Source organism: Acinetobacter oleivorans DR1 (assembly GCF_000196795.1).
In the GTDB taxonomy this organism is placed as follows: domain Bacteria; phylum Pseudomonadota; class Gammaproteobacteria; order Pseudomonadales; family Moraxellaceae; genus Acinetobacter; species Acinetobacter oleivorans.
On record NC_014259.1, the window covers coordinates 2,117,613 to 2,139,858 of the forward strand.

General features: G+C 37.8%; 19 protein-coding genes and 1 pseudogene. 4 read left to right on the forward strand and 16 right to left on the reverse strand.

The features are described 5' to 3' along the window. The first annotated feature begins 197 nt into the window (after positions 1-197). Positions 198-1,784, forward strand: coding sequence for a phospholipase D family protein (locus AOLE_RS09880; RefSeq protein ID WP_013197926.1), 1,587 nt, complete (start codon positions 198-200; stop codon positions 1,782-1,784). 16 nt (positions 1,785-1,800) lie between these two features. Here the strand turns inward: AOLE_RS09880 and AOLE_RS09885 are convergent, their stop codons facing one another. The 9 genes from AOLE_RS09885 to pqqA form a co-directional block, all read right to left on the reverse strand. Next, positions 1,801-2,388, reverse strand: a complete 588-nt coding sequence (locus AOLE_RS09885; protein WP_013197927.1) for a uracil-DNA glycosylase family protein — start codon at positions 2,386-2,388, stop codon at positions 1,801-1,803. 199 nt (positions 2,389-2,587) lie between these two features. After that, positions 2,588-2,824: a hypothetical protein gene (locus AOLE_RS09890; protein WP_004792401.1), complete on the reverse strand. Its 237-nt coding sequence runs from the start codon at positions 2,822-2,824 to the stop codon at positions 2,588-2,590. 233 nt (positions 2,825-3,057) lie between these two features. Further along, a complete protein-coding gene (locus AOLE_RS19860) occupies positions 3,058-3,234 on the reverse strand; it encodes a hypothetical protein (RefSeq protein WP_013197928.1) in 177 nt (58 codons plus the stop codon). Between the two features lie 579 nt (positions 3,235-3,813). After that, positions 3,814-4,863, reverse strand: a complete 1,050-nt coding sequence (locus AOLE_RS09895) for a dipeptidase (protein ID WP_013197929.1) — start codon at positions 4,861-4,863, stop codon at positions 3,814-3,816. A gap of 15 nt (positions 4,864-4,878) precedes the next feature. Beyond that, positions 4,879-6,033, reverse strand: a complete 1,155-nt coding sequence (gene pqqE / locus AOLE_RS09900) for a pyrroloquinoline quinone biosynthesis protein PqqE (RefSeq protein ID WP_013197930.1) — start codon at positions 6,031-6,033, stop codon at positions 4,879-4,881. After that, positions 6,030-6,314, reverse strand: a complete 285-nt coding sequence (gene pqqD / locus AOLE_RS09905) for a pyrroloquinoline quinone biosynthesis peptide chaperone PqqD (RefSeq protein WP_004792407.1) — start codon at positions 6,312-6,314, stop codon at positions 6,030-6,032. Before pqqD ends, pqqE begins: the two co-directional genes overlap by 4 nt. After that, positions 6,311-7,069 carry a pyrroloquinoline-quinone synthase PqqC gene (pqqC, locus tag AOLE_RS09910; protein WP_013197931.1) on the reverse strand — a complete coding sequence of 253 codons (759 nt, stop codon included), beginning with the start codon at positions 7,067-7,069 and terminating at the stop codon, positions 6,311-6,313. The genes pqqD and pqqC overlap by 4 nt, the downstream gene beginning before the upstream one ends. 8 nt (positions 7,070-7,077) lie before the next feature. Then, positions 7,078-7,989, reverse strand: a complete 912-nt coding sequence (gene pqqB, locus AOLE_RS09915) for a pyrroloquinoline quinone biosynthesis protein PqqB (protein ID WP_013197932.1) — start codon at positions 7,987-7,989, stop codon at positions 7,078-7,080. Between the two features lie 76 nt (positions 7,990-8,065). After that, positions 8,066-8,140 (reverse strand): pyrroloquinoline quinone precursor peptide PqqA, encoded by a 75-nt coding sequence (gene pqqA, locus AOLE_RS19865; protein WP_001982218.1) that lies wholly within the window; start codon positions 8,138-8,140, stop codon positions 8,066-8,068. Positions 8,141-8,388: 248 nt separating this feature from the next. Between pqqA and AOLE_RS09920 the strand changes: the two genes are divergently transcribed. Further along, positions 8,389-10,170, forward strand: coding sequence for a bifunctional metallophosphatase/5'-nucleotidase (locus tag AOLE_RS09920; RefSeq protein WP_013197933.1), 1,782 nt, complete (start codon positions 8,389-8,391; stop codon positions 10,168-10,170). 53 nt (positions 10,171-10,223) lie between these two features. On the opposite strand, the gene AOLE_RS09925 is transcribed toward AOLE_RS09920, so the two are convergent. Both AOLE_RS09925 and AOLE_RS09930 read right to left on the reverse strand, forming a co-directional pair. Continuing rightward, positions 10,224-10,625, reverse strand: coding sequence for a transcriptional repressor (locus tag AOLE_RS09925; protein ID WP_005305185.1), 402 nt, complete (start codon positions 10,623-10,625; stop codon positions 10,224-10,226). 138 nt (positions 10,626-10,763) lie between these two features. Beyond that, positions 10,764-12,716, reverse strand: coding sequence for a TonB-dependent receptor plug domain-containing protein (locus AOLE_RS09930; RefSeq protein ID WP_013197934.1), 1,953 nt, complete (start codon positions 12,714-12,716; stop codon positions 10,764-10,766). 217 nt (positions 12,717-12,933) lie between these two features. On the opposite strand from AOLE_RS09930, the gene AOLE_RS09935 reads away from it, so the two are divergent. Beyond that, a complete protein-coding gene (locus AOLE_RS09935) occupies positions 12,934-16,095 on the forward strand; it encodes a multidrug efflux RND transporter permease subunit (RefSeq protein WP_013197935.1) in 3,162 nt (1,053 codons plus the stop codon). A 55-nt stretch (positions 16,096-16,150) separates the two neighbouring features. On the opposite strand, the gene AOLE_RS20715 is transcribed toward AOLE_RS09935, so the two are convergent. From AOLE_RS20715 to AOLE_RS09955, 5 genes and pseudogenes are all read right to left on the reverse strand, one after another. Then, positions 16,151-16,339: a phosphopantetheine-binding protein gene (locus AOLE_RS20715; protein WP_235823111.1), complete on the reverse strand. Its 189-nt coding sequence runs from the start codon at positions 16,337-16,339 to the stop codon at positions 16,151-16,153. Positions 16,340-16,369: 30 nt separating this feature from the next. After that, a pseudogene (locus AOLE_RS09940) lies at positions 16,370-17,020 on the reverse strand (isochorismatase family protein); the annotation flags it as partial. Positions 17,021-17,041: 21 nt separating this feature from the next. Continuing rightward, positions 17,042-18,706, reverse strand: a complete 1,665-nt coding sequence (locus AOLE_RS09945) for a (2,3-dihydroxybenzoyl)adenylate synthase (protein ID WP_013197937.1) — start codon at positions 18,704-18,706, stop codon at positions 17,042-17,044. Continuing rightward, on the reverse strand, positions 18,703-19,941 hold the full coding sequence (locus AOLE_RS09950) for an isochorismate synthase (RefSeq protein ID WP_013197938.1): 1,239 nt from the start codon (positions 19,939-19,941) through the stop codon (positions 18,703-18,705). The genes AOLE_RS09945 and AOLE_RS09950 overlap by 4 nt, the downstream gene beginning before the upstream one ends. A 44-nt stretch (positions 19,942-19,985) precedes the next feature. Further along, positions 19,986-20,756 carry an SDR family oxidoreductase gene (locus AOLE_RS09955; protein ID WP_013197939.1) on the reverse strand — a complete coding sequence of 257 codons (771 nt, stop codon included), beginning with the start codon at positions 20,754-20,756 and terminating at the stop codon, positions 19,986-19,988. Between the two features lie 266 nt (positions 20,757-21,022). Here AOLE_RS09955 and fes point away from each other — a divergent pair, with 266 nt between their 5' ends. Further along, positions 21,023-22,222 (forward strand): enterochelin esterase, encoded by a 1,200-nt coding sequence (gene fes, locus AOLE_RS09960; protein WP_013197940.1) that lies wholly within the window; start codon positions 21,023-21,025, stop codon positions 22,220-22,222. Positions 22,223-22,246 lie beyond the last annotated feature (24 nt).

The window sequence follows — 22,246 nt, forward strand, 5'->3', positions numbered from 1 at the left end:
TCGAAAATAATATTAAATATAGCATTAGCCTTAAAAAGGTTAAATTTAACTTTATATGTTTAAATGGATATGCTCTCTTAGAAGTGCCTATAAATATAAGGAATTGCTAGAGTTGAGGCTTGGCATAATGCATTTATAGAGTTTAATATGAATTTTGACATATAAATTGAATATAAAAATGCTGTGATGTGCTTATCTTGGATGCGACAAAAGCTTACATGATTAATCAGTTCTATCAGCACTACAGTAGTATGGCATTAAATGCCTGGGGCTTTACACACACACCTTCGTATAACGATACATACGACCCTGATGAGAATGATACAGTGACAAATAGCTTTAATTGGTTGAATGATGAACAAGCTACAGAAAAAACTAAACAAGGATTAACTGCTTTTGTTGCATTAGATGATGCTTTTATCAGTATCGCCTCTCGTATGTATCTAATTAGAAATGCAAAAGAAAAAATCGATTTACAATACTATATTTGGACAAATGATTTTGTTGGGAACCTAATGCTGCACGAGTTATTAACGGCGGCAGATCGTGGTGTAAAAGTTCGGTTACTCATTGACGATCAAAATGGAGTAAAACTTGATGGTGTTCTAAGAAGCCTTCTACACCATCCTAACTTTGAAATTCGTTTATTTAATCCATATAAATTCAGATATGTAAGAATTTTGGACTATATTTTCCGGTTCAAGAAAGTAAACCATCGTATGCATAATAAATTAATTATTGCAGATGGCGTGATTGCTGTAACTGGCGGGCGTAATATCAGTAGTGAATATTTTGATGCAAGTAGTAAGTTTCAGTTTACCGATCTAGATATCTTATTTTATGGACATACGGTACAGCATGCTCAAGCAGTTTTTAATGATTTCTGGCAAAGTGAATTAAGCCAAGATGCGACCAAGCTGGTCGGGACTTGCGCTGTCCACCACTTGCAATCGTTACGACAGCATTATCATGATTTGCTTCATGAAAGTGAAAATCATACTCAAACCGAAGATAAACTTTATGATGCTCAAACTTATTTAAAAGAACTTCTAGAGCACTATCCAATTCAATGGTCAAAAGCATATTTTGTTGCAGATTCACCAAAAAAGATCTTAGGAATAGCTTCTAAAGAAGAGATGCTTTATGGGCAAGTTATGGCCATTATGGGTGAACCAAAGCAGCACATCGAATTGGCTTCAGCTTATTTTGTTCCTACACAACAAGGCGCTTACTATTTAAAACAGTTAAAAGTTCAAGGCGTTAAAGTTAGGGTTTTAACGAACTCTTTTGCTGCAAACGATGTGGCAATTGTGCATGCTTTTTATAGTCAATATCGAGTCGAAATGCTGAAAAGTGGTGTAGAACTATTTGAGTTTAAGCCATTTTTAGAACGCAGACGTAGAACATGGTATGAAGTGGTAACTGGAAGTGTGATTCCAGCAAAAGGTAAAAATAAATCGAGCTTGCATGCCAAATTTTTTGATGTAGACGGTAAAGTATTTATTGGTTCTTTTAACTTTGATCCACGTTCGACTTACTTAAATACTGAGGTTGGTCTTGTTATTGAGTCGAGTCAATTACAAGCTCAAATTTCGGTCATGCTCGATCAGCATTTACCTCAAGTCGCTTATCAGCTTAAGTTAAACAGTGAAGGTAAAATTATTTGGTTAGATTATCAGTCGAATGGACAAGTTGTTGAATATGAAAAAGACCCAGATACGAGTCTTTTCCAACGTACAATGATTAAAGCCGTTTCATATTTACCCGTTGAATGGATGATGTAAGAGACTTCAACTTGACTTATAAAATCCCAATTTCTTGAAAGAATTTTTGATAAGCCTCAGCTTTTTTCTCTAGTGCCAATGGATACGCTCGAGACGAAGATGGTAAGCGATATAAATTGATATGCCTTCCTGCAAAGTAAGTCGATGTAGATGTCCCTATAAGTGGTTTTTCAGTGTTCTCGGGTAAAACTGAAATTAGGGTATCAGTTGCTTTATCTCCTGTGGTCATGATGGTCTGACATAGGGGAATCTGCTGAAGCAAAACGGTAAGATCTGTTGGGGTTACGATTTCAAGAAATTTATCTGCGGCATTCCCCTTCAACCGCTTAATTTGATAAGCCGTGTCAAAGATCGCAATACCTGTTTCCATTAAGAAATTTCGGATACGTTCTTCATTAAAATTTTTTTGGTTTTCACTTAAAAAGTAAGTTTTGTCTTGGAAAAAAATTAAACCAAAAATTCGCCACATGTCATTTTGGAAATTTGGATAATAAAAATCCATCTTCCATTTATTACGCGGTGGCGGAAAGCTACCTAACATGAGTAAACGCGCATTTTCAGGTAAAAAGGGTTCTAGTGGATGTGTTTCTATCTCAATTATCATAAAAAATCAGTGTTTACTTAAAAACTTTATAAACAAATTACCCTATTTTTTAGTTAATCACGAGTCATGAAATGCAATTTCTCTTAATTAAAGCGTTAATGGGAAAAATCAGCTCTTACTGAAAGACATTGAGGTGATACCTCTGTAGGAATCACCTCAATAATTTGTAACGTGTAGTGTGCTGGTGAACTCAAATTTATTAGGAGTTCAATACTTTAAAAACCTTACCTGTTCTTGGATGAGCAAAACTGTTATCCGGATCTAAATTAATGACTTTATCCGAAATCACAATTTTAGAAAGTGGCAACCAGCTTTGCTCTTGTTCAGCTTGGACAAAATTTTTTTCATAAATATTTTCATAAATTTGTTCAACTACAATTTCCATACCACACATACTTTTGGCATTTACTTCTTTTAAAATATGGCGCTTTGACATTCTAGTCTCCTTTTTTATTATCCGCATCGCTAATAATAAAGACTCCACTGATACAATATGTAAATTTTAATAATGAAAGTGTTTTTTTTGTTCTAATCATACTTTTGTAATAATTAAATGAATAGTTGAGTAATTATTAATTTAATTATTATCTTTAAGTTAATCTATTTAAAATAATTATGAGTTTTAATAAAATTAAAGGGTTCATTATTTGAACCCCTTTTTATTTAATTTTAAACTTGTACAGCGTTATCAATTGAGCCATCATCTTGATTTTGGACCCTGTCTTTACTAGTCACTGGGTCGCTATCGTGATCTGTGTTAAAACTCTTACTGTTCTTTTGCTTCTTCTTGTAGACACACATCCCAATCGCAATACCTGTTCCTATCACTAAAATTGACTTTAACATTTTGCACCTCTTCGATTGACGGAGTAACTTTTGAAAAATCAGTTTTAATTAATAGCACATAATTTGTTATTTAACGGCTTTCATTTGCTCCGCTTTTGTAAGGTATTTAATTTTTATGTTAATTGAATAGTGTAATAGTTAAAAAATAAATTTTGATACAAAGCAAAAAGCCTATTCTATATTTTGAATAGGCTTTTTACTGTATTTCAGGATTAAGCAGTATTATGAATTGCTTTAAGCAATCTTATTATCTTTGAATACACTACAAATGTATTTAATGCTGAAGTTTTAGTCAAGATGAAATTGAGTGGTTATACCAATAATTAGTAGTTCTTGTGATGGATATCACGTTTATTTGTTTCACATAAGAAAAAACCCATTTCTACTTCTCATGAAGAAATGGGTAATGTGAAAACCACAAAAGACCTGAAATACCAAATGTTCTTACATTCAGTAAGGTTGAGTGTAGTGAATATACCGAATGGTTGACAATTAAACTATTTGTATTTTTTTTAGTCATTTCGGCCAATAAAAAAACTGTTATGATTCTGTAGATTAACTCTATTTAGTCATTCATTATTAAGCCAAAATTCTATCAAGTACCCTCACCCAATTATTAAGACATATATTTTCAATCAGTGTTTTAGAATAACCACGCTGTTGCATACGCTCAATTAAGCGATGTAGCCCTGTCACATCTTTAAGTTCAGTACCAATAAGTGCACCGTCAAAATCAGAGCCAAAGCCCACATGTTCTTCGCCTAAATGATCCATTAAATATTCTAAATGTTCTAAAATTACATCGATGGATGTATCTGCATTGCGTTGTCCATCGGATCGTAAAAACGCGACATCAAAATTTACGCCTACAATCCCTTTACTTTCTCGAATTACTTTAAGCTGTGAGTCAGTTAAGTTACGTGCTTGAGGGCATAAAGCATGTGAATTAGAGTGCGTTGCTACAATTGGCTGCTGCAATATATCTACCGTATTCCAAAACGCTTGTTCATTCATGTGTGAAACATCAATCACCATCTTTTTATTGGCACAGCGTTTTATAAAGTTTTTACCATCGCTGGTAAGACCTGCTCCGGTGTCGGGTGAATGAGGAAACTTGGCATTTAAACCATGTCCAAAGCGGCTAGGTCTATTCCAAAGTGGGCCAATACTACGCAAACCTCTTTCATAAAATACATCGAGTAAATCAGGATTTTGCTGTAAAGCTTCAGCACCTTCCATATGCAACACAATTGCTAGCTTTTTCTCTGCTAAACAATCGTGAATATTTTGAACTGATGTGCAAATTTTAATATTTTTAGAATGCTGAGCGAGTTGATGAGCTAAATCGAGTTGTTCTAAGCAAATTTGTTCAATTTGCTGTTGGGTAAAATCAGAAGCATTTTGATCAAATAGCTTATTAGGATGATGCTGTTGAACATAGCTATATGGGGGTAAAAAAATCGCAAACATTCCTCCCATAAAACCAGCTTCTTGACAGCGTTTTAAATCAAGATGGCCAGCTAAACGTTCATGAATAAAAGCATGTACGGGATCTGGGTGATCACTTAGCCATAAGCGTGTTAAAGCATCATTATGTCCATCAAAAACTGAAATATGGCTAGGCTTCATGAGCATTCCTACTTGCTATATGTCTGTAAGCGTGTGGACTGGAATATTTTTTGTGGCGCTTAAAGATTTAGAGTTTCTACTATTACGAAATACTAAATTTTGCAGTGGTGCAGCCAACTGACTTTCTGTACGTGCTTGTTCAATCATTTGATGATACGGCGATTTCCCACATACAGGATCTGCATTAGCCGCCTCTCCAGTCAGCATATAGGCCTGACACCGACATCCGCCAAAGTCACGATCTTTATCTGGGCAACTACGGCACCCTTCAGGCATCCATGCATCGCCACGAAAATGATTAAATCCCGTTGATTTGTACCAAATATCTGACAATTTATGTTCACGGACGTTTGGAAATGAAATTGGCAATTGTCTTGCTGCGTGGCAAGGTAGCGCCATACCATCTGGAGCAACTGTAAAGAAGATTTTACCCCAGCCATTCATACAAGCTTTTGGCCGTTCTTCATAATAATCAGGCACTACAAAAATAAGTTTGCAAGGATGATTTTGCGCTTTTAATTTTTCTCGATATTCATTGGTAATCCGTTCTGCACGTGTCAGTTGCTCTTGCGTGGGTAATAAACCTTGGCGGTTTAGAAAAGCCCAACCATAAAACTGACAAATTGCTAGCTCGACTGTATCGGCATTCAGCTCAAGGCAAAGTTCAATAATTTGTTCAATCTGGTCAATGTTATGTCGATGAATAACAAAATTAAGTACCATTGGATAATCGTATTTCTTAACCAGTCGGCACATTTCATACTTTTGTTCAAAAGCATGCTTTGAACCTGCCAAGGCATCATTTACCACAGGGTCGCTAGCTTGGAAGCTCACTTGAATGTGGTCTAAGCCCGCTTGTTTTAGATCAGCAATACGTTGTTCAGTAAGGCCCATGCCTGAGGTAATTAAGTTGGTATAAAAGCCTTGCTGATGAGCATGTGCAACGAGTTGTTCTAAATCCTGACGTACCAGTGGTTCTCCACCAGAGAAACCGAGTTGAACAGCACCCATCTGACGTGCTTGATCAAAAACATCAAACCACTCTTGAGTGGTCAGCTCATTTTTATGCTGAGCATAGTCCAATGGGTTTGAGCAATATGGGCATTGTAGCGGACAACGATAAGTAAGTTCCGCTAATAACCATAAAGGTAGGCCAACACCTTCTGTCATACTAAATCAATCCAGTGTTGCTGCTTTGCGACCAGCATGTAATCCACTACATCTTGATCAATCTCAGCAATATCACCAAATTTTTGCTTTAACTGGGCAATAATTGCAGAAACATTCTGCTGCCCATCAATATATTGCCCGATTGCCCCTGCACTTTCATTTAACTTGATCATGCCTTCAGGATATAAAATCACAAAACCATTTTGAGCTGGCTCGAACTGAAAACGGTAGCCTTGTCGCCATGTTGGCACAAGGTTTAAATCAAACTGCTCTTTATTCATTTAAATAGTCCTTTGTGCCAAACTCGTTTGCTCGTCACGCTGTGATATGGTGCTTCATTGTGAACATGTGCAAGTGTTAAAGCATCTAGAATGCTCCATAAAATATCTAGTTTAAACTGCAATATTTCAAGCATTCGCTCTTGTTGCTCATGAGTTGTAAATGAATCAAGTGTAATTGTTAAACCATGTTCAACGTCACGGCGTGCCTGACTTAAACGAGAACGGAAATATTCATAGCCTTTATCATCAATCCATGGATAGTGTTGTGGCCATGAATCAAGTCGTGACTGATGAATTTGTGGAGCAAAAAGTTCAGTTAAAGAACTGCTTGCTGCTTCACGCCATGAAGCACGGCGTGCAAAGTTCACATATGCATCTACAGCAAAGCGCACACCCGGTAATACCAGTTCTTCAGAAATAACTTGTTCACGACTCAAGCCCACAGCTTCGGCCAAGCGTAACCATGCTTCTCGACCACCTCCATCTGGATATTCACCATCTTGGTCGATCATGCGTTGAATCCATTCTTGACGGACTCGCTGGTCGGGGCAATTTGCCATAATCGCCGCATCTTTAAGCGGAATATTAATTTGATAGTAATATCGATTTGCAACCCAAGCCTGAATTTGTTGCTGGGTTGCTTTACCTTCATACATCATCACGTGAAATGGATGATAGATATGATAATACTGACCTTTATCGATAATGGCTTGTTTGAATTGTTCAGTCGTTAAAGCTTCAGGTGTTTGAGTCATGTTTCACCTTAGAGTTCAATCTGCATGCCGTCATAGGCAACTTCTACACCATTTGCTTTAAGTTCAGCAAACTGGCTAGAGTTTTCATTTAAAATTGGATTGGTATTGTTAATATGAATCAGCACTTTTTTAGGTGTACTCAGCTGATTTAAATAAGATAGTGAACCACCTTCACCACTAATATATAAATGCCCCATTTCACGGCCAGTTTTAGTTCCAACCCCTGTTTGTTGCATTTCATCGTCTGTCCAAAGCGTACCATCAATCATGACGCAGTCTGAACTCTGCATAATCTGCATGATTTGATCGTCAATTTTTCCAAGACCAGGCGCATAGAACAACTGTTTTTGTGTCTTATGATCTTTGATAATTAAAGCAATATTATCACCATCATGTGGGTCATTTCGATGCGGTGAATATGGTGGCGCAGCACTTTTAATAATTAAAGGCAAAAATTCTAAATTTTCGAAACCATCAATTTTAAAAGCTTGTTTAGGATTAATTTCATTGTATTGAAGACCACCATTCCAGTGTTTAAGCATATTAAATACTGGAAAGCCGCTCGTTAAATCTTGGTGGACCATTTCTGTACACCATACATTCATTGGACAACCTTCACGTAAGGTTAAAAGCCCAGTCGTATGGTCTAACTGACTGTCCATTAAAATAACGCTTGTTATTCCTGTATCACGCAATTTACGTGCGGGTTGAGCTGCTTTAAATTCAAAAAGTTGCTGGCGGATATCAGGTGATGCGTTTAATAAAACCCAGTCTGTTCCATTTTCAGAAACAGCAATTGATGATTGAGTACGAGCTTTGGCTTGGATTGAACCTGTGCGTACACCATGACAATTCGGGCAATTACAATTCCACTGCGGGAACCCGCCTCCGGCAGCTGAACCTAAAACATAAATATACATAAAATTAATATCTTATTAGAAAGAGATAAGCCCTAGAACAAGACTAGGGCTTATGACATATTTGGATGAAACTGAATTAACGTGCTTCGAAGTACATAGTAACTTCAAAACCAATGCGTAAATCAGTAAAAGCTGGTTTAGTCCATTGCATAAATTATCTCCGGTTCATATTAATCTTGTGAAATGAATCACTTGATTAAATCTTATAAGGTCATTAAAAATTTATTCTAAATAAAAAATTTGGGTTTGTAGACCACCCCTAGCCAAGATATTGTTCGATAATTGTGTTTTTTGTCCAAATTTTAATATTTCGAACATATTTGCTCATTAAAGGTTTCATCAAACATTCATACTAAAAGCGTATTTTTTATCCGTCTTAATTGATCAAATGATAAAAAAATGAAAAATTTAACAACACTTTTTAAAGTAACAACACTTTCTCTGGCAGTAACGTTATTGGCTGGATGTAATGACGATGATGATAATTACACCGCACCACCCGCTCAAAGAAGCAATCAAACCGTAAATATTTTAGCTTTTAATGACTTTCACGGAAATCTTGAGCCACCTAAGCGTTACGTCGAAGCACCCAATCCAAATGATGCTGCTCAATCTGTTCGTATTCCTGTGGGTGGAGTGAGTTACTTCGCCGATGCGATTAAAAAACTTAAAGCAGAAAATCCAAATAATGCTGTGGTTTCGGCGGGCGACTTAATTAGCGCCTCTCCTCTAACTTCTTCTTTATTTTTAGATGAACCGACCATTGAAGTCATGAATGATATTCAAATTGACTTTAATGCTGTGGGTAACCATGAATTTGACCGTGGTACAGATGAATTACGCCGTTTAAAGAACGGTGGATGTCAGCAATATACAAGCACTACGCCTTGCCAAATTAATAAAAACTTTAGTGGTGCAAAATTTGATTTCCTTGCTGCTAACGTAGCAATGAAAAATGATGCCAGTAAAACGATCTTTCCTGCATATAAAGTCAAAACTTATGGTGGAATTCCAGTTGCATTTATTGGTTTAACCCTTAAAGCAACGCCAAGTATTGTTTCTGCTGCCGGTATTAAAGACGTTGAGTTTCGTGATGAAGCCGATACAGTAAATGCCTTGATTCCTGAGTTACAAAAACAAGGAATTGAAGCAATTGTAGTGGTAGTACATGAAGGTGCAGCGCCAAGTACGAAGTTTAATGAGAAAACATGTGATGGCTTAAGCGGCCCGATTTTAGGAATTTTGGATAAGCTTAATCCAGCAGTTGATATTGTTGTTTCAGGTCACACGCATCAATCTTATATTTGCGACTATGCAACCAAAAATCCCGCAAAACCGTTCTTACTTACCTCAGCTGGACAATATGGCACGCTCATTACTGACATCAAGGTTGAGTTAGATGGTAAAACTGGTGATGTGATTAAGAAGGATGCTAAACAAGTTCCTGTACAAAGTGAGGCCTATACGTCTGGCACAACCACGGTAAGCCTTACCGATCTCTATCAAAAATTTAGTAAAACCCCAAGCATTGAAGCGATTTTAGATAAATACCGCCAAGCGGTGACCACCATTTCAAGCCGTGTGGTTGGAACTGCAACAGCAGTAGTCAGTCGTACTCAAGTCGAAAGTGGTGAAAGCCCATTGGGTATTATGATTGCAGATGCTCAACAAGCGGCTGCCTTAAAAGCAAGTAACCAAGGCTCTGACTTTACGTTAATGAACCCAGGTGGTGTCCGTGCCGATCTACTCATCAATAGCAGTAACCAAATCACCTTTGGCGATGTTTTTGCGGTGCAACCTTTTGGTAACTCTATTGTGACTCTGAGCTTAACTGGCAAACAAATTAGAGATGTAATTGAACAGCAATGGTCAGGTGCAAATGCAAACTCAGCTAGAATTTTACAGCCGTCTAAAGAATTAACTTATCAATATGCGGCAAATACATCTGTTTCACCACGAGCAAGTAACATCATGGTTGCTGGTTCACCGTTGGTTGAAAGTAAAGTATACCGCGTGACGGTAAATAGCTTCTTGGCAGATGGTGGTGACAACTTTACGGTATTAAAAGAAGGTCAAAACCGTGTAGGTGGTGGTCAAGATATTGATGCCCTTGAAAGCTATGTCGCTAAGAATTCACCTTTAATTATTCCAGCGACTACTCGAATTAAAGTCATCAAATAACAAATTTAATAAAAAAGGACAGTTTAGGCTGTCCTTTTTTCTATCTGAACTTTTTATTCTGTATAGAGATTAAGTTCAATACTACTGATATTAGTTCCTGTATTCGCAAAAATAACATCTATGACTTCATGCAGTAGTTCTTTTACTTTTTCATGTTCATAGCTAGTTGCTTCTGCGGTTTTAAGACAAATTAAGTTACAGCTCATTTTATCTTTTCTGATTTTATAAATACTTTTACTTTTTCCTAAGAAGACCCTTTTGATAAGCTTGCGATTTTCAAATTCAGATAAGATTCTATAAATTGTTCCGAGCGTAATTTTATGTTCATTTTTAATTTGTGCATAAATGCTCACCGCGCTTAAGCCTTGTGGATTTTGATTTAAAATTTCAAAAACCTGTATTCTCGATTTTTTTATTGGTAGTCCATTTAATAATGATTTTGAAGTTGCCGTCATGATTAATTAGCCCTAATGTTGAAAAGTATAGAAATTCTTAAAATTATTTTGTCTACACTGGTTTGAAAATTATGGATATTTGTCTAATAAAAAACAAAGCCTATTCCCCTACGAATAGGCTTTGTACTTAGTTTTAACTTAGAAACTATAAGTCGCTTTTACAAAGTAATTGCGGCCATAAAGTTTGGTATTAAATGATGCATCTTCATTTTCCAGATCAACATCGGTCAGGTTTTTTACGCCATAGTCCAATGTTAAACGTGGCGAAAGTGGTGAGGTAAATGTCACATCGTAAGTAGTATAGGCTGGTAACTCTTTACCACTAGATAACATTTGATGACCTACATAGCTTGCACCAAGATTCATACGATAGTTTTCAACAATAGACCATGAAAGTGAGCTATTAATTAACCATTCGGGACGTTCAGTAAGGTCTTTACCAGTTACTTCATTTTTAGCATCCAAATATGTTGCATTAGCTGTTATGCCTAAATCATCACTAAAGTCATATGCTCCGTTGAGTTCCACACCTTTTAGTTTTGCTTTAGCAACGTTGTCCCATTTATATGGATATTTGGTTGGATTTGGAGAATTAGGATTAGAAACACGTTCAATTAAGTTCTCAACATCATTTTCAAATACTGTAACGCCAGCATTCCAGTTTGGTTTACGAACAATTAAAGATGCTTCATAGTTAGTACTTTCTTCGGGTTTTAGATTTGGATTTCCTGTAATAAAACAGCTCCCCCCACAAGAAATTAACTCATAATTTGCATCTAACTGATATGGTCCCGGAACTTTATAAGCTTGACCAACACCACCTTTTAAGACCACACCTTCAGCGAGTTGATAAGCTAAATATGCTTTACCAGTTGCTTTACCATCAAAATTATCAAAGTCGTCGTAACGACCACCTAAAGTTAAGGTCAGTGCATCGTTAATATGGGTATCATTCTGAACAAATACTCCATAACTTTTCTGTTCAGATCCACCAGATGTGTATCCTACAGGATCTGTGATTTTCTGATCTTTATAATCAACACCAGCTGTGGTGTTATTCATCATCCAGTCAAAGTTAGCAAAAGCACGACCTAGTAAGTTTTCTTGCTTATAATTGCGACTTTGTGGAGCATTATATTCACTGTCATAGTCATAAATTTTAGCGGTTTCTTTTCCAATATAAGCTTCTGTTTTACCCCAACTCCATTTCCCTCGATGAGTAATACCTACATTGGTTCGCTCATCTTCACCTTCTTGAATCGAAGATGCCGCATCTTGGGTAAGTGGTCTCTTATCTTTGGTATAACCTAAATCTAGGTCTAAAGTTTGTTGATCATTGATATCCCAACTTAAAGTCCCATGTACATTCTTAGTGTCTTTTTCTACAAAATAGGCACCATTTGAGTCCGGTTTACCATTTCGATACCACGCATCACGGTTATAAGAATCACCTGAAAGAGAGAAACTAACATTATCGGTTAAGCCACCGTATAGGTTAAAACCGTATCGGAATTGATCTTTACCATTTCCGCGATCGGCTCGGTTATATTGTCCAAAGACCGAACCATGAAGCTGTCCATTTTCGGCTTTCTTGGTAATAATATTAATTACACCACCCATGGCATCAGACCCATAAAGCGATGACATTGGTCCGCGAATTACTTCAATTCGTTCAATACTATTTAATGGAATTGAACTCCAGTCGAAGTCATTGCCCCGCCACATTGCTCCCAAGGAAGATGTTCTTTTTCCATTGATTAGAATTAAAGTATAACTGCCAGAAGTATCTTGCATCCCTCGGATAATAATTTTGTCCTGTCCGCTGTTATAGTTATAAACCCCAGCTTGTTTTTGTAAAACATCAGCAAGACTCAGCGCCGCACTGCGTTCAATCTCTTCACTTGTGATCACACTAATGGATGCAGGTGCTTTATCTACGTCTTGTTCTTTTAATGCAGCAGAAACCACAATAGTTTTAAGTTTTTGAACTGGTTCACTATTACCCTGCTGTTCACTACCTGTATTTGCTTGAACGGCGAAAGGAAGCAGTGTTGAGATGGCGACCACCAGCGCCTTTTTCGTTAACGTCATTTCTCGGCCCTTATTCTGGATAATGATTACCACATGATAATTATTATCATTTATGATGTGCCGAGCATCATATACGGATGACTTTTACTGATCAAGATAAAAATAATTATTAGTTATATAATGATAATCATTATTGTTTGTGCTGTAAAAAAGCGTTACCATTACACTTTCGTGTGCCTAAAAACCTATTTAAAACAATCTTAAAGTAGACATAACAATGCTCTCTCGATTTTTTATCTATCACCCTATCTTTGTTTCTGTCATTGCAATCACTATTCTTATTTTTGGTTTTCTTGCCACTTTAGCAATGCCTGTCGAACGTTATCCCAACCTTGCTCCACCGGGTGTTACGGTTGTTGCGAACTATCGTGGTGCAGCTGCTGATACAGTAGAAGAAAGTGTGACCCAAATTTTAGAACAACAAATAAAAGGTCTGGATAATTTGCTTTACTTTACGTCCTATAGTGAATCATCAGGAACGAGTAGCATTGATATTCATTTTAAAATTGGCACAGATATTGATAAAGCACAGCTCCAAGTACAAAACCGAATTAATGGTGCATTAAACCGTTTACCTGAGGAAGTTCAAAGACAAGGCGTAAACATATGGAAAACTACGGGCGATATGCTACTTATTGTGGGGCTATATGATGAAACTGGTAAAACCAGCAATATTGATTTGTCTGATTATATGGTGAATCACTTTGAACAGCCTTTAAGTCAGTTACAAGGTATTGGTGAAGTTAATGTTTTTGGTTCAAGCTATGCCATGCGCATTTGGTTAAATCCAAATCAGCTTAGAAATTATCAACTTGTGCCGAGTGATATTGAAAAGGCCCTAGAAGATTATAATACTCAGATTGCTGCGGGTTCGATTGGTGCAATGCCCTCTGCTGCTGACCAAAATATTTATGCAAAAGTAAAAGCAGGTTCGCGTTTAAAAACAATAGATGACTTTAAATCGGTAGTGGTTAAAGCAAATGTTGATGGTAGCCTTGTTTATTTAAAAGATGTCGCGAGAGTCGAATTAGGGGCAGAAAATTACGAAAGTATTAACACACTTAATGGCTATCCATCGGCAGGTTTAGGAATTTCTCTAAGTCCAGATGCCAATGCAATCGAGACTTCTGCTCTTATTAAAGAAAAAATGGCCCAGCTTAGCCAGCATTTACCAGCTGGATATAAAGTCGTTTATCCGAGAGACAATACACCATTTATTGAAGAGTCAATTAAGCAGGTCATAATCACTTTGCTTGAAGCAATCGTGCTTGTTGTTATTGTGATGTATCTCTTTTTACAAAATTGGCGTGCAACTCTTATTCCAACCATTACGGTTCCGATCGTCATTAGTGGCACATTTGTGGTGTTGTATTTGTTTGGAATGAGCATTAACACACTTACGCTATTTGCTCTAGTTTTAGCGATTGGGTTATTGGTTGATGACACGATTGTAGTCGTGGAAAATGTTGAACGGCTTATGCACGAACAACAGCTAAGTGTACGTGAAGCTTGTTTAATGTCGATGCAAGAGATTAGCGGTGCATTGGTGGGTATTACGCTGGTCTTAACCGCGGTATTTATTCCAATGGCTTTTTTTAGTGGTTCGACGGGTATGATTTACCGTCAGTTTTCTATTACATTAGCAGCAGCTATGTTGTTATCACTATTTGTAGCCATGACCATCACGCCAGCAATGTGCGCAGTTCTATTAAAAAAACATAATAAAAAACCAAAATGGGGACAAATGCTTGAGCTTGCTCTTCAAAAAGTCAGATCAGCTTTTAGTTTTTTATCTGTTTTTTTAATCAAGTTCAAAGTATTTTCCAGTCTATTGGTTGTGGGCATCGCGGTTATTCTATTTATAATTTACCGCAGTTTACCTACAAGCTTTATTCCAAATGAAGATCAAGGATTACTTGCTGTTCCCTATAGTTTGCATAACAGTGCTTCAATGAGCCAAACCGAAGAAATTGGAAGACTCGTCAATAATTATTTCTTTGAACATGAAGCCAAAAATATTAATACCGTACTGGTGGTAAATGGACAAAACTTTTCAGGGAGCGGTCCAAATTTAGGTATGGCCTTTGTTTCGCTTAAACATTGGAATGAGCGCAAAGGAGAAGCTAATACGGCGAGTGCTATTCGTGAACGTGCCCAAGCATATTTACAAAAAAACTTGCCAGCTAAAGTCATGGTAGGAATGCCACCAAGTGTATCTGGTTTAGGTCAATCTGATGCTTTAGAACTTTGGCTTAGAGATGTAAATGGTCAAGGGCGCGATGAATTAATTAAACAATATAAAGCCTTAGAAAAAGAATCTCGAAATTATTCAGCCTTTGAAAATCTAAGTCCTCTTGTGAGTGAAGATAAAGCCGAAGTATTTATTCAGCTCGATCAAAATAAAGCCAAAATGTTAGGAATTGACCAACAAGTAATTCGTTCAACACTATCGACTGCTTGGGGTGGAAACTATGTTGGCGATTTTGTTGAACGAGGTCGAATTAAGAGAATCATTATGCAAGGTGATTCAGAGTTTCGTTCTAAACCCGAAGATTTAGCGTATTGGCATGTACGAAATAATACAGGTGGAATGCTTTCCCTCGCCCATTTTGCGCAAAGTCAGTGGACGGGTGGCCCAGAAGCTCTTACCCGATTTATGGGGCTAGCTGCCATTCAACTTGAAGCAAATGTAAGTTCAGGCTTTAGCTCAGGTCAAGCAATGCAACAGTTAAGTGATATGGTCAGCAAACAGTCTGGTATAGATGTCGCATGGAGTGGTCTTTCTTTACAAGAGCAACAATCTAGCCGCCAAGCGATCTATTTATATCTCATTTCTATTTTGTTTATTTTCTTATGTTTGGCTGCCTTATATGAAAGCTGGAAAGTTCCTTTTATTATTTTATTAGGGCTTCCTCTAGGCATTACAGGCACTATTATTTTTGCTTGGATTTTTAAGTTACCTAACGATGTTTACTTTCAAATTGCCCTATTAACAGGTATTGGCTTATCTTGTAAAAATGCAATTCTAATTGTTGAGTTTGCGACTCAAGCACTCAAACAAGGAAAAAGTAAAATCGATGCAGCAAGTGAAGCATTAAAGCTACGTTTACGTCCGATTTTGATGACATCTCTTGCCTTTGGTGCGGGTGTGGTTCCTTTAATTTTTGCAACTGGTGCAGGTGCTGCGAGCAGATATGAAATTGGAATGAGCGTATTTGGTAGTGTCGTGTTTGGTACTTTACTGGTACCGCTATTTACTGTGTTCTTCTTTGTTGTGGTTCATAGTTTACCGAATTTTCAGTGGTCAATGAGCAAACCATGGTTGAGTCGAACTTTGAGATTTAACAGCCGTATAAAAAAGGATAATACATCCTTTTAAAAGTTAAGATAAAAAAATGGCAGATATTAAATCTGCCATTTTTTATTCTTTCAATTTAAGCGACTAGCTTATCAATCCAAACTTCTAGTGTTGGTTGTTCAGCTAAATCTTCAAAGCTTACCTGTGCGCCATAAGCTTGCCATTTACCCACTAATGTCATAAGGCGAACCGAATCAAGTCCAAGCATGAGTAAATCATCATTTAACTGAATGTCTGATGCAGGAATTTGAAGCTGTTCACTCACTGCTAAAACAATACCTTCTTGCGTGAGTGGTGATGCAGCTTGTTCAAGCGCCCAAGCTCGTGTGACTTGCTGAGTTGTCATGACTTGCCCACAACGAGTACTTGTATACTTTAAAGCCATATCGTGTTCTTCACGGCTAAAGTCAGCAAGTGCATCTCCGCATAAAAACGGCTGAATATTTAGCATAAAGGCTTCTGCGGCACTCATAAGGCAACCAATATGAGCATAAACACCACAAATGATCAGTTGATCGCGGTTTGACTCACGCATAAGTTGTTCGAGTGGAGAAAATTTAAAAGCGCTATAACGCCATTTTGTTAAGACAGTATCATTTTTATCAGGCGTAATTTCCGGCAAAATTTGGGTAATATATGGGTCATCTTTTAAACCAGTTCCCCAAAAGTCAGTTAATAACTGGCGATGTTCAGGTGTCTGGTTACCGGGCTGTGCAGTATAGACCACAGGGATATTAAACTTACGCGCAGTTTCAATCAGTTCTTTGGTATTTTTAACGAGCTCTGGAATAGGCGCTTGGGTCTGATCATAAAAATCTAAAAAATATTGCTGCATATCATGTACTAATAAAACAGCGCGATCGGTATGCAACTGCCAATGTGTTTTATTCGCTGTAAATTCGTGCGCTTGTGGCATGTTGTAACTGGCAATTTTAGGAATACTCATCAAATTTTTCCTTTTTTATCTTTAAGCAAAAACATTAGTGTTGGTTTCAAATTGTTGACGTAATCTTTTTTTGTCGATTTTTCCAAAAGCTGTATATGGAAATTGCTCGATAAATTCGACTCGATCGGGAATTTTGTAGGTAGCAAGTCCATAGTCTTTCAGATGTTGACGGACTGACATTGCAAGACGAATTGGGCTCGGATCATCGGTTTGTGCTTGCCATGCAACAAAGGCGCAGCTTTTTTCACCCATAATCTCATCAGGCATAGCCACCAATGCTGCTAGGCGAATTTGTGGATGAGTTAATAAAGCTTGTTCAACTTCTTCTGTCGCAATTTTTTCACCAGCGCGATTGATTTGTTCTTTTGAACGCCCTTCCACAACAATGCAGCCATCTTCTCGAATACGTACTAAATCGCCTGTTCGATAAAAACCATCCGGTGTGAAAGAACGTGCATTGTGCTCCGGTGCTTGGTAATAGCCACGAATGGTATAGGGACCGCGAGTAAGCAAATGCCCTACCTCTCCAGCGTCTACTGGCTGATCATTATCATCCAGTACCAAAATTTCATCATCTGGCGAGATTTTTAAACCTTGGGTATGAATAATTTGCTCTTTCGTCATGTCAAAATGGGTGTAATTCACCAGCCCTTCAGCCATGCCAAAAACTTGTTGTAGATTGACTTGAAACTCATCAATCAAGCGTGTGGCAACTGCATCGGGTAAACGTGCTCCTCCGACTTGCAGGCAACGTAAAGTTGATAATATTGGATCTTGATCTTTCGCTGCTTTATCCATCCAAGGTCGAACCAAAGCAGGAACCAAGCAAGCATCAGTTACACCGTGTTTTTTGATCAATGAAAAAGCAGTTTCAGGACTTGGATCAGTTCCTAAAACCACAGCCCCGCCCGAATAAAAAACACCCAAAGAACCGGCCGAGCTCATTGAAAAGTTATGTGCCGCGGGTAAAACCATGAGTAGGCGTGATGACTGACTGAGACGGCAGATTTTCGCACTCTCACGTACGCTATATAGATAGTCATCATGGGTACGTGGAATCAGTTTAGGAACACCGGTACTTCCACCTGAAAGTTGTAAAAAAGCAACCTGATCTGCCGTAGTTGGTGAGATGGCTTCATCTAAAATATGGGTTTCTTTTAATAGATCTTGAATTGCTATAAATTTGCCGGCATTTCCAAGTACAAATATATGTTGTAAGCAAGGAGCAGTTTGCTGAAGCTTTTCGGCAAGCTCTCGGTAGTCAAATTTTTGTGCACCAAAATCAGCACAAAAATAAGCTTTTGCTTGAGTTTGTTTGAAAAAACTACTGAGTTCAGCATATCGATGGGCAGGCAATGACATCACAGGTAAAGCACCAAGCCGAATCAGTGCAAAAAATAAAACATAGAACTGATAGTGATTTGGCATTTGTAAAACTGCTTTGTCACCCGCTCTTAGTCCATGTTGATATAAGTGGCTTGTACAGTAATCAACTAAATGATCAAACTCAGCGTAACTAACGGCTTTATCACCATCATATACCGCAATATTTTGCGGGTATTTTTGAGCACTTTCACGCAAGAAATCACTCAAGTTTTGTCCAAGCCAATAACCTTTTTTGCGGTAAATCTCAGCAAATTCTGCTGGATATGGCACTGCACCATCCAAATAAACCTGTGTTGTCATGTGTTTGGTCCTTGTATTGGCAATTGATTGGGTGAAATCTGGAATCCGTCCAGCACAGTGCGAAATTTAGCGGCAGTTTCAGCATGTTCAGCTTGTGGACGAGATGCCTCCACAATCCCTGCACCAGCAAATAAACGGGCAATGTTTTGATAGATTCGGGCACAGCGCACAGTTACCGACCATTCACCATTACCTTGTTCATCTGCCCAACCCATAGTTCCTGCAAATAATTCACGGTTAAATGGTTCAAGTTGCTGAATTAATTCTTTCGCAATTGGACTAGGCTCCCCACAAATTGCAGGTGTTGGGTGTAAACGTTCAATTAAGTCAAAAACATGAGTATCGGCTTGCTTAAGTTCACCGGTAATGTGTGATGCCAAGTGCCAAAGGCGTTTAGTACGAATGAGGGATGGTTGCTTAGGTACTTTTAACTCCTTACAAAAAGGTGCGAGCTCATCAGCAATCATTTCGATGACGAGTGCATGCTCATGTTGATCTTTTTGTGAAGCAAGTAATGCTCTGGCGTTATTTTGGTCTAGGGTTGGATCGTCATCACGGGCCAATGTGCCAGCAACCGGTTTACTCCAGATTTTTGTATTTTGCTTTGCAATTAAAAGTTCGGGGCTTGCACCGACAAACCACCCTTCACTTTGAGGATGCCTTGCGACTGCATAGTTATAGCCTTCGGAATTATGCTTAGCTAAGTTATAAAATAAGTCCGATACAGGAATATTTTGTTCAAACTCAAGTTGTAAAATACGAGCAAGTACGGCTTTATCAAGTTTTTTTGCTTGCATTTGCTGAACTAAATACTCAACTTGCTGTTGGTAATGTTCACCTAAAGGGAAATAATCCGCCTTTTCTAAAGATAAAGAACCAAAATCAATATCGGATTGTGCATAGAGTACTTTCTGATAGATTTTTGCATTTTGCATCAGCATTAAATTGACATCGGCTGCCGAGCAAAATGGTAGTCCACCCATAATTTTGACGTCTTTATAACCATCATTTATTGCAAGTTGTAATTGAGCTCGTGCTTCATCTAACCAATCTTTTAAAAGGCTATTTTTAGCGACTTGAATATCTCGTAATTTTTGATGACTATTGATGGTGTATTCTGGCGTTGTGAAAATAAAACCTGCGTCATTTCCACAATTTAAAATTTCTTGGGCTAATGCAACGCGGCTTTCAGTAAAATTTTCTCGTTGGATAAAATACGGATGCTGTGCCGACATCTCGCAACTCCTTATACAGTTATTTTGTTGTAATGAATGAATGTTTAAACGCCTAAAGTGGCTCCTCCATCAACCACAATTTCTTGCATAGTAATTTGTGCAGCTTGATCAGAAAGTAAAAAGCTGACCGTATTCGCAATATCTTCAGGCTGGGCTAATTTTCTTAAGGGAATGCCTGTACGGTATTGGCTTAAATCTCCATCGATTACCGCAGGCGGAGGTGAATTATCTGTCCAAAGCTGCTGCTGCATTTGAGTTAGCGTAGAGCCTGGTGAAACAATATTAAGCCTTACTTGATGAGGTGCAATTTCAAGCGCAAGATTACGGCAGTAATGGCTCAACGCAGCTTTACTCGTTGCATACATGCCAAGTTGTATACGTGGCATACGTGAACTATTCGAGCTAATCGTGACAATACTTCCCTGCTTTTTTTCACAAAAATGCTTGGCAAGTTGTTGACTAATTGCAATAGGTGCCATGACATTTACAGCGAAAAGTGTTTGCCAGTCTTCTGTTTTTGCTTCAAGCATAGAACGCATAATCAAAACGCCCGCTGCATTCACTAAACCCGTTACGCTATGTTTGTTTAAAATATCTGTAATGAGCTTCGCTGTTGTTTCTTGATCAGTAATATCTTGTTGAAAGCCTTGCCAACGCGATATTTCACTGCTTTCTATCTTTTGTGTGATTTCCCATTGTTCAGGATTTTCCTGTCGGTCGATGCCGATCACTTGATACCCTTGCTGCAATAATTTTTTTGCAATAGCAGCTCCAATACCTCTTGCAGCACCTGTGACTACGATGGTAGAGCTCATGTTTTACTCCAGTTTGACTCGAATAGTAAATTCCGCCACATAATTGCAAATAATTATCATTATTATCAAGTGCGATAAATATCAAACATAAGATTACAATCTAAATCAAGTTATTTATTAACCAATATTCCGACCTATTTTATTGATTTTTAAAAATTTTAATAAAACGCATCTTTTTTTATTGATTATAATGATAATTGTTTTCATTTACTAATGAGAATCATTTTGTTAATTTGACCGCGCTTTCTTGTCGAGATGGACTCAAAATGAAGCCATTTTCTCATACCTTACATCCCCTATTTCAACAACTCAATGTTGGGAGTGAGGTCTGGTGGAATACCGTTAACAAATTAGGTAGTCCGCTAGTTAACCTACAAAAAAATAAAGCGCTCTGTACCTTTGTATGGCGTAGTCCTGAGCCTAAAGAAAGTATCTTTGTCTATATTGATATTTACTCACAAAGCCCTTCTATCTATCAAAAGTGGAATCGTTTTAGCCATATAGCTGGGACAGATGTGTACTTCTTTGAAATAGAGCTGCCCTTAGCTTGGACTGGTAGTTATGTTGTAGTGACCGCTAGTGAAGAAGCGCCAGAAACAGATTGTTCGGCAACACGCCGCTTATGGTGGCAGACACAGCTTAAACAAAATGCTCAAATTGACTCATTTAATCAAAATGAGTTTTATACGGGACATCTGGCCCGATACATCAATCAAATTCAACTCGAAAACACAAAATCTTTCATAGACGATTGCCTAATTACAAAGACATTCCAATGGTCAAGTCGCTTATGCCAACAAGACTATTTGGTCGACATTTTTATTAGTCATCAATCGGCTCAAGAAGTCTTGCCTCTCGTTATATTGCTTGATGGCCAAATCTGGAGTCGAGAGCTTTCGATTCTGCCCGAAATTCAACATCTGACTGATTTAAATAAGATTCATCCAGCTGTTTATGTTTTTGTTCATAGTTTAAATAGTCAACAACGCCAACAAGATTATGGTTGCCATGATGCATTTAGTCAGGCGTTGGTTGATGAACTCATTGAAACGCTTCTAAAAGAATATTCCTTTGTTTCTAAAACAGACATTACGTTATGTGGTCAAAGTTTAGGTGGATTATGCGCTTTACATAGCGCCTTGTTGTTCCCGACCATTTTTACTTCCCTGATTTTGCAGTCTGGATCTTATTGGTGGTCAGATTTTTCAAACAGTTTTTTAGGGCAAAAGCATAAAGGTAATATTTTAGAACTGCTTCAAAACTTATCTCATCAATTATCAAAAACAACTCAAATTTATATCAGTGCCGGCACGTATGAAACCGATATGCGGGACGATGCTCTTCAGCTTTATCAACAATTGCAATCATTCAATCAAGTAAGTTTTCACACTTTTCAGGGCGGACATGATGCCGTGAATTGGCGTACTGACTTGCTTAAGGCATTGCAAAAAACTCTTTCACTATAACCATTTGTTTCATCAAGGATAACA

Coding starts and splice junctions, on each gene's coding strand:
- AOLE_RS09950 (WP_013197938.1), bottom strand. CDS start 19,941: ATGTCGGCACAGCATCCGTATTTTATCCAACGAGAAAATTTTACTGAA.
- AOLE_RS09925 (WP_005305185.1), bottom strand. CDS start 10,625: ATGACGGCAACTTCAAAATCATTATTAAATGGACTACCAATAAAAAAA.
- AOLE_RS09895 (WP_013197929.1), bottom strand. CDS start 4,863: ATGAAGCCTAGCCATATTTCAGTTTTTGATGGACATAATGATGCTTTA.
- pqqC (WP_013197931.1), bottom strand. CDS start 7,069: ATGACTCAAACACCTGAAGCTTTAACGACTGAACAATTCAAACAAGCC.
- fes (WP_013197940.1), top strand. CDS start 21,023: ATGAAGCCATTTTCTCATACCTTACATCCCCTATTTCAACAACTCAAT.
- AOLE_RS09935 (WP_013197935.1), top strand. CDS start 12,934: ATGCTCTCTCGATTTTTTATCTATCACCCTATCTTTGTTTCTGTCATT.
- pqqB (WP_013197932.1), bottom strand. CDS start 7,989: ATGTATATTTATGTTTTAGGTTCAGCTGCCGGAGGCGGGTTCCCGCAG.
- AOLE_RS09885 (WP_013197927.1), bottom strand. CDS start 2,388: ATGATAATTGAGATAGAAACACATCCACTAGAACCCTTTTTACCTGAA.
- pqqE (WP_013197930.1), bottom strand. CDS start 6,033: ATGACAGAAGGTGTTGGCCTACCTTTATGGTTATTAGCGGAACTTACT.
- AOLE_RS09955 (WP_013197939.1), bottom strand. CDS start 20,756: ATGAGCTCTACCATCGTAGTCACAGGTGCTGCAAGAGGTATTGGAGCT.
- AOLE_RS09930 (WP_013197934.1), bottom strand. CDS start 12,716: ATGACGTTAACGAAAAAGGCGCTGGTGGTCGCCATCTCAACACTGCTT.
- AOLE_RS09920 (WP_013197933.1), top strand. CDS start 8,389: ATGAAAAATTTAACAACACTTTTTAAAGTAACAACACTTTCTCTGGCA.
- AOLE_RS09890 (WP_004792401.1), bottom strand. CDS start 2,824: ATGTCAAAGCGCCATATTTTAAAAGAAGTAAATGCCAAAAGTATGTGT.
- pqqD (WP_004792407.1), bottom strand. CDS start 6,314: ATGAATAAAGAGCAGTTTGATTTAAACCTTGTGCCAACATGGCGACAA.
- AOLE_RS09945 (WP_013197937.1), bottom strand. CDS start 18,706: ATGACAACACAGGTTTATTTGGATGGTGCAGTGCCATATCCAGCAGAA.
- AOLE_RS19860 (WP_013197928.1), bottom strand. CDS start 3,234: ATGTTAAAGTCAATTTTAGTGATAGGAACAGGTATTGCGATTGGGATG.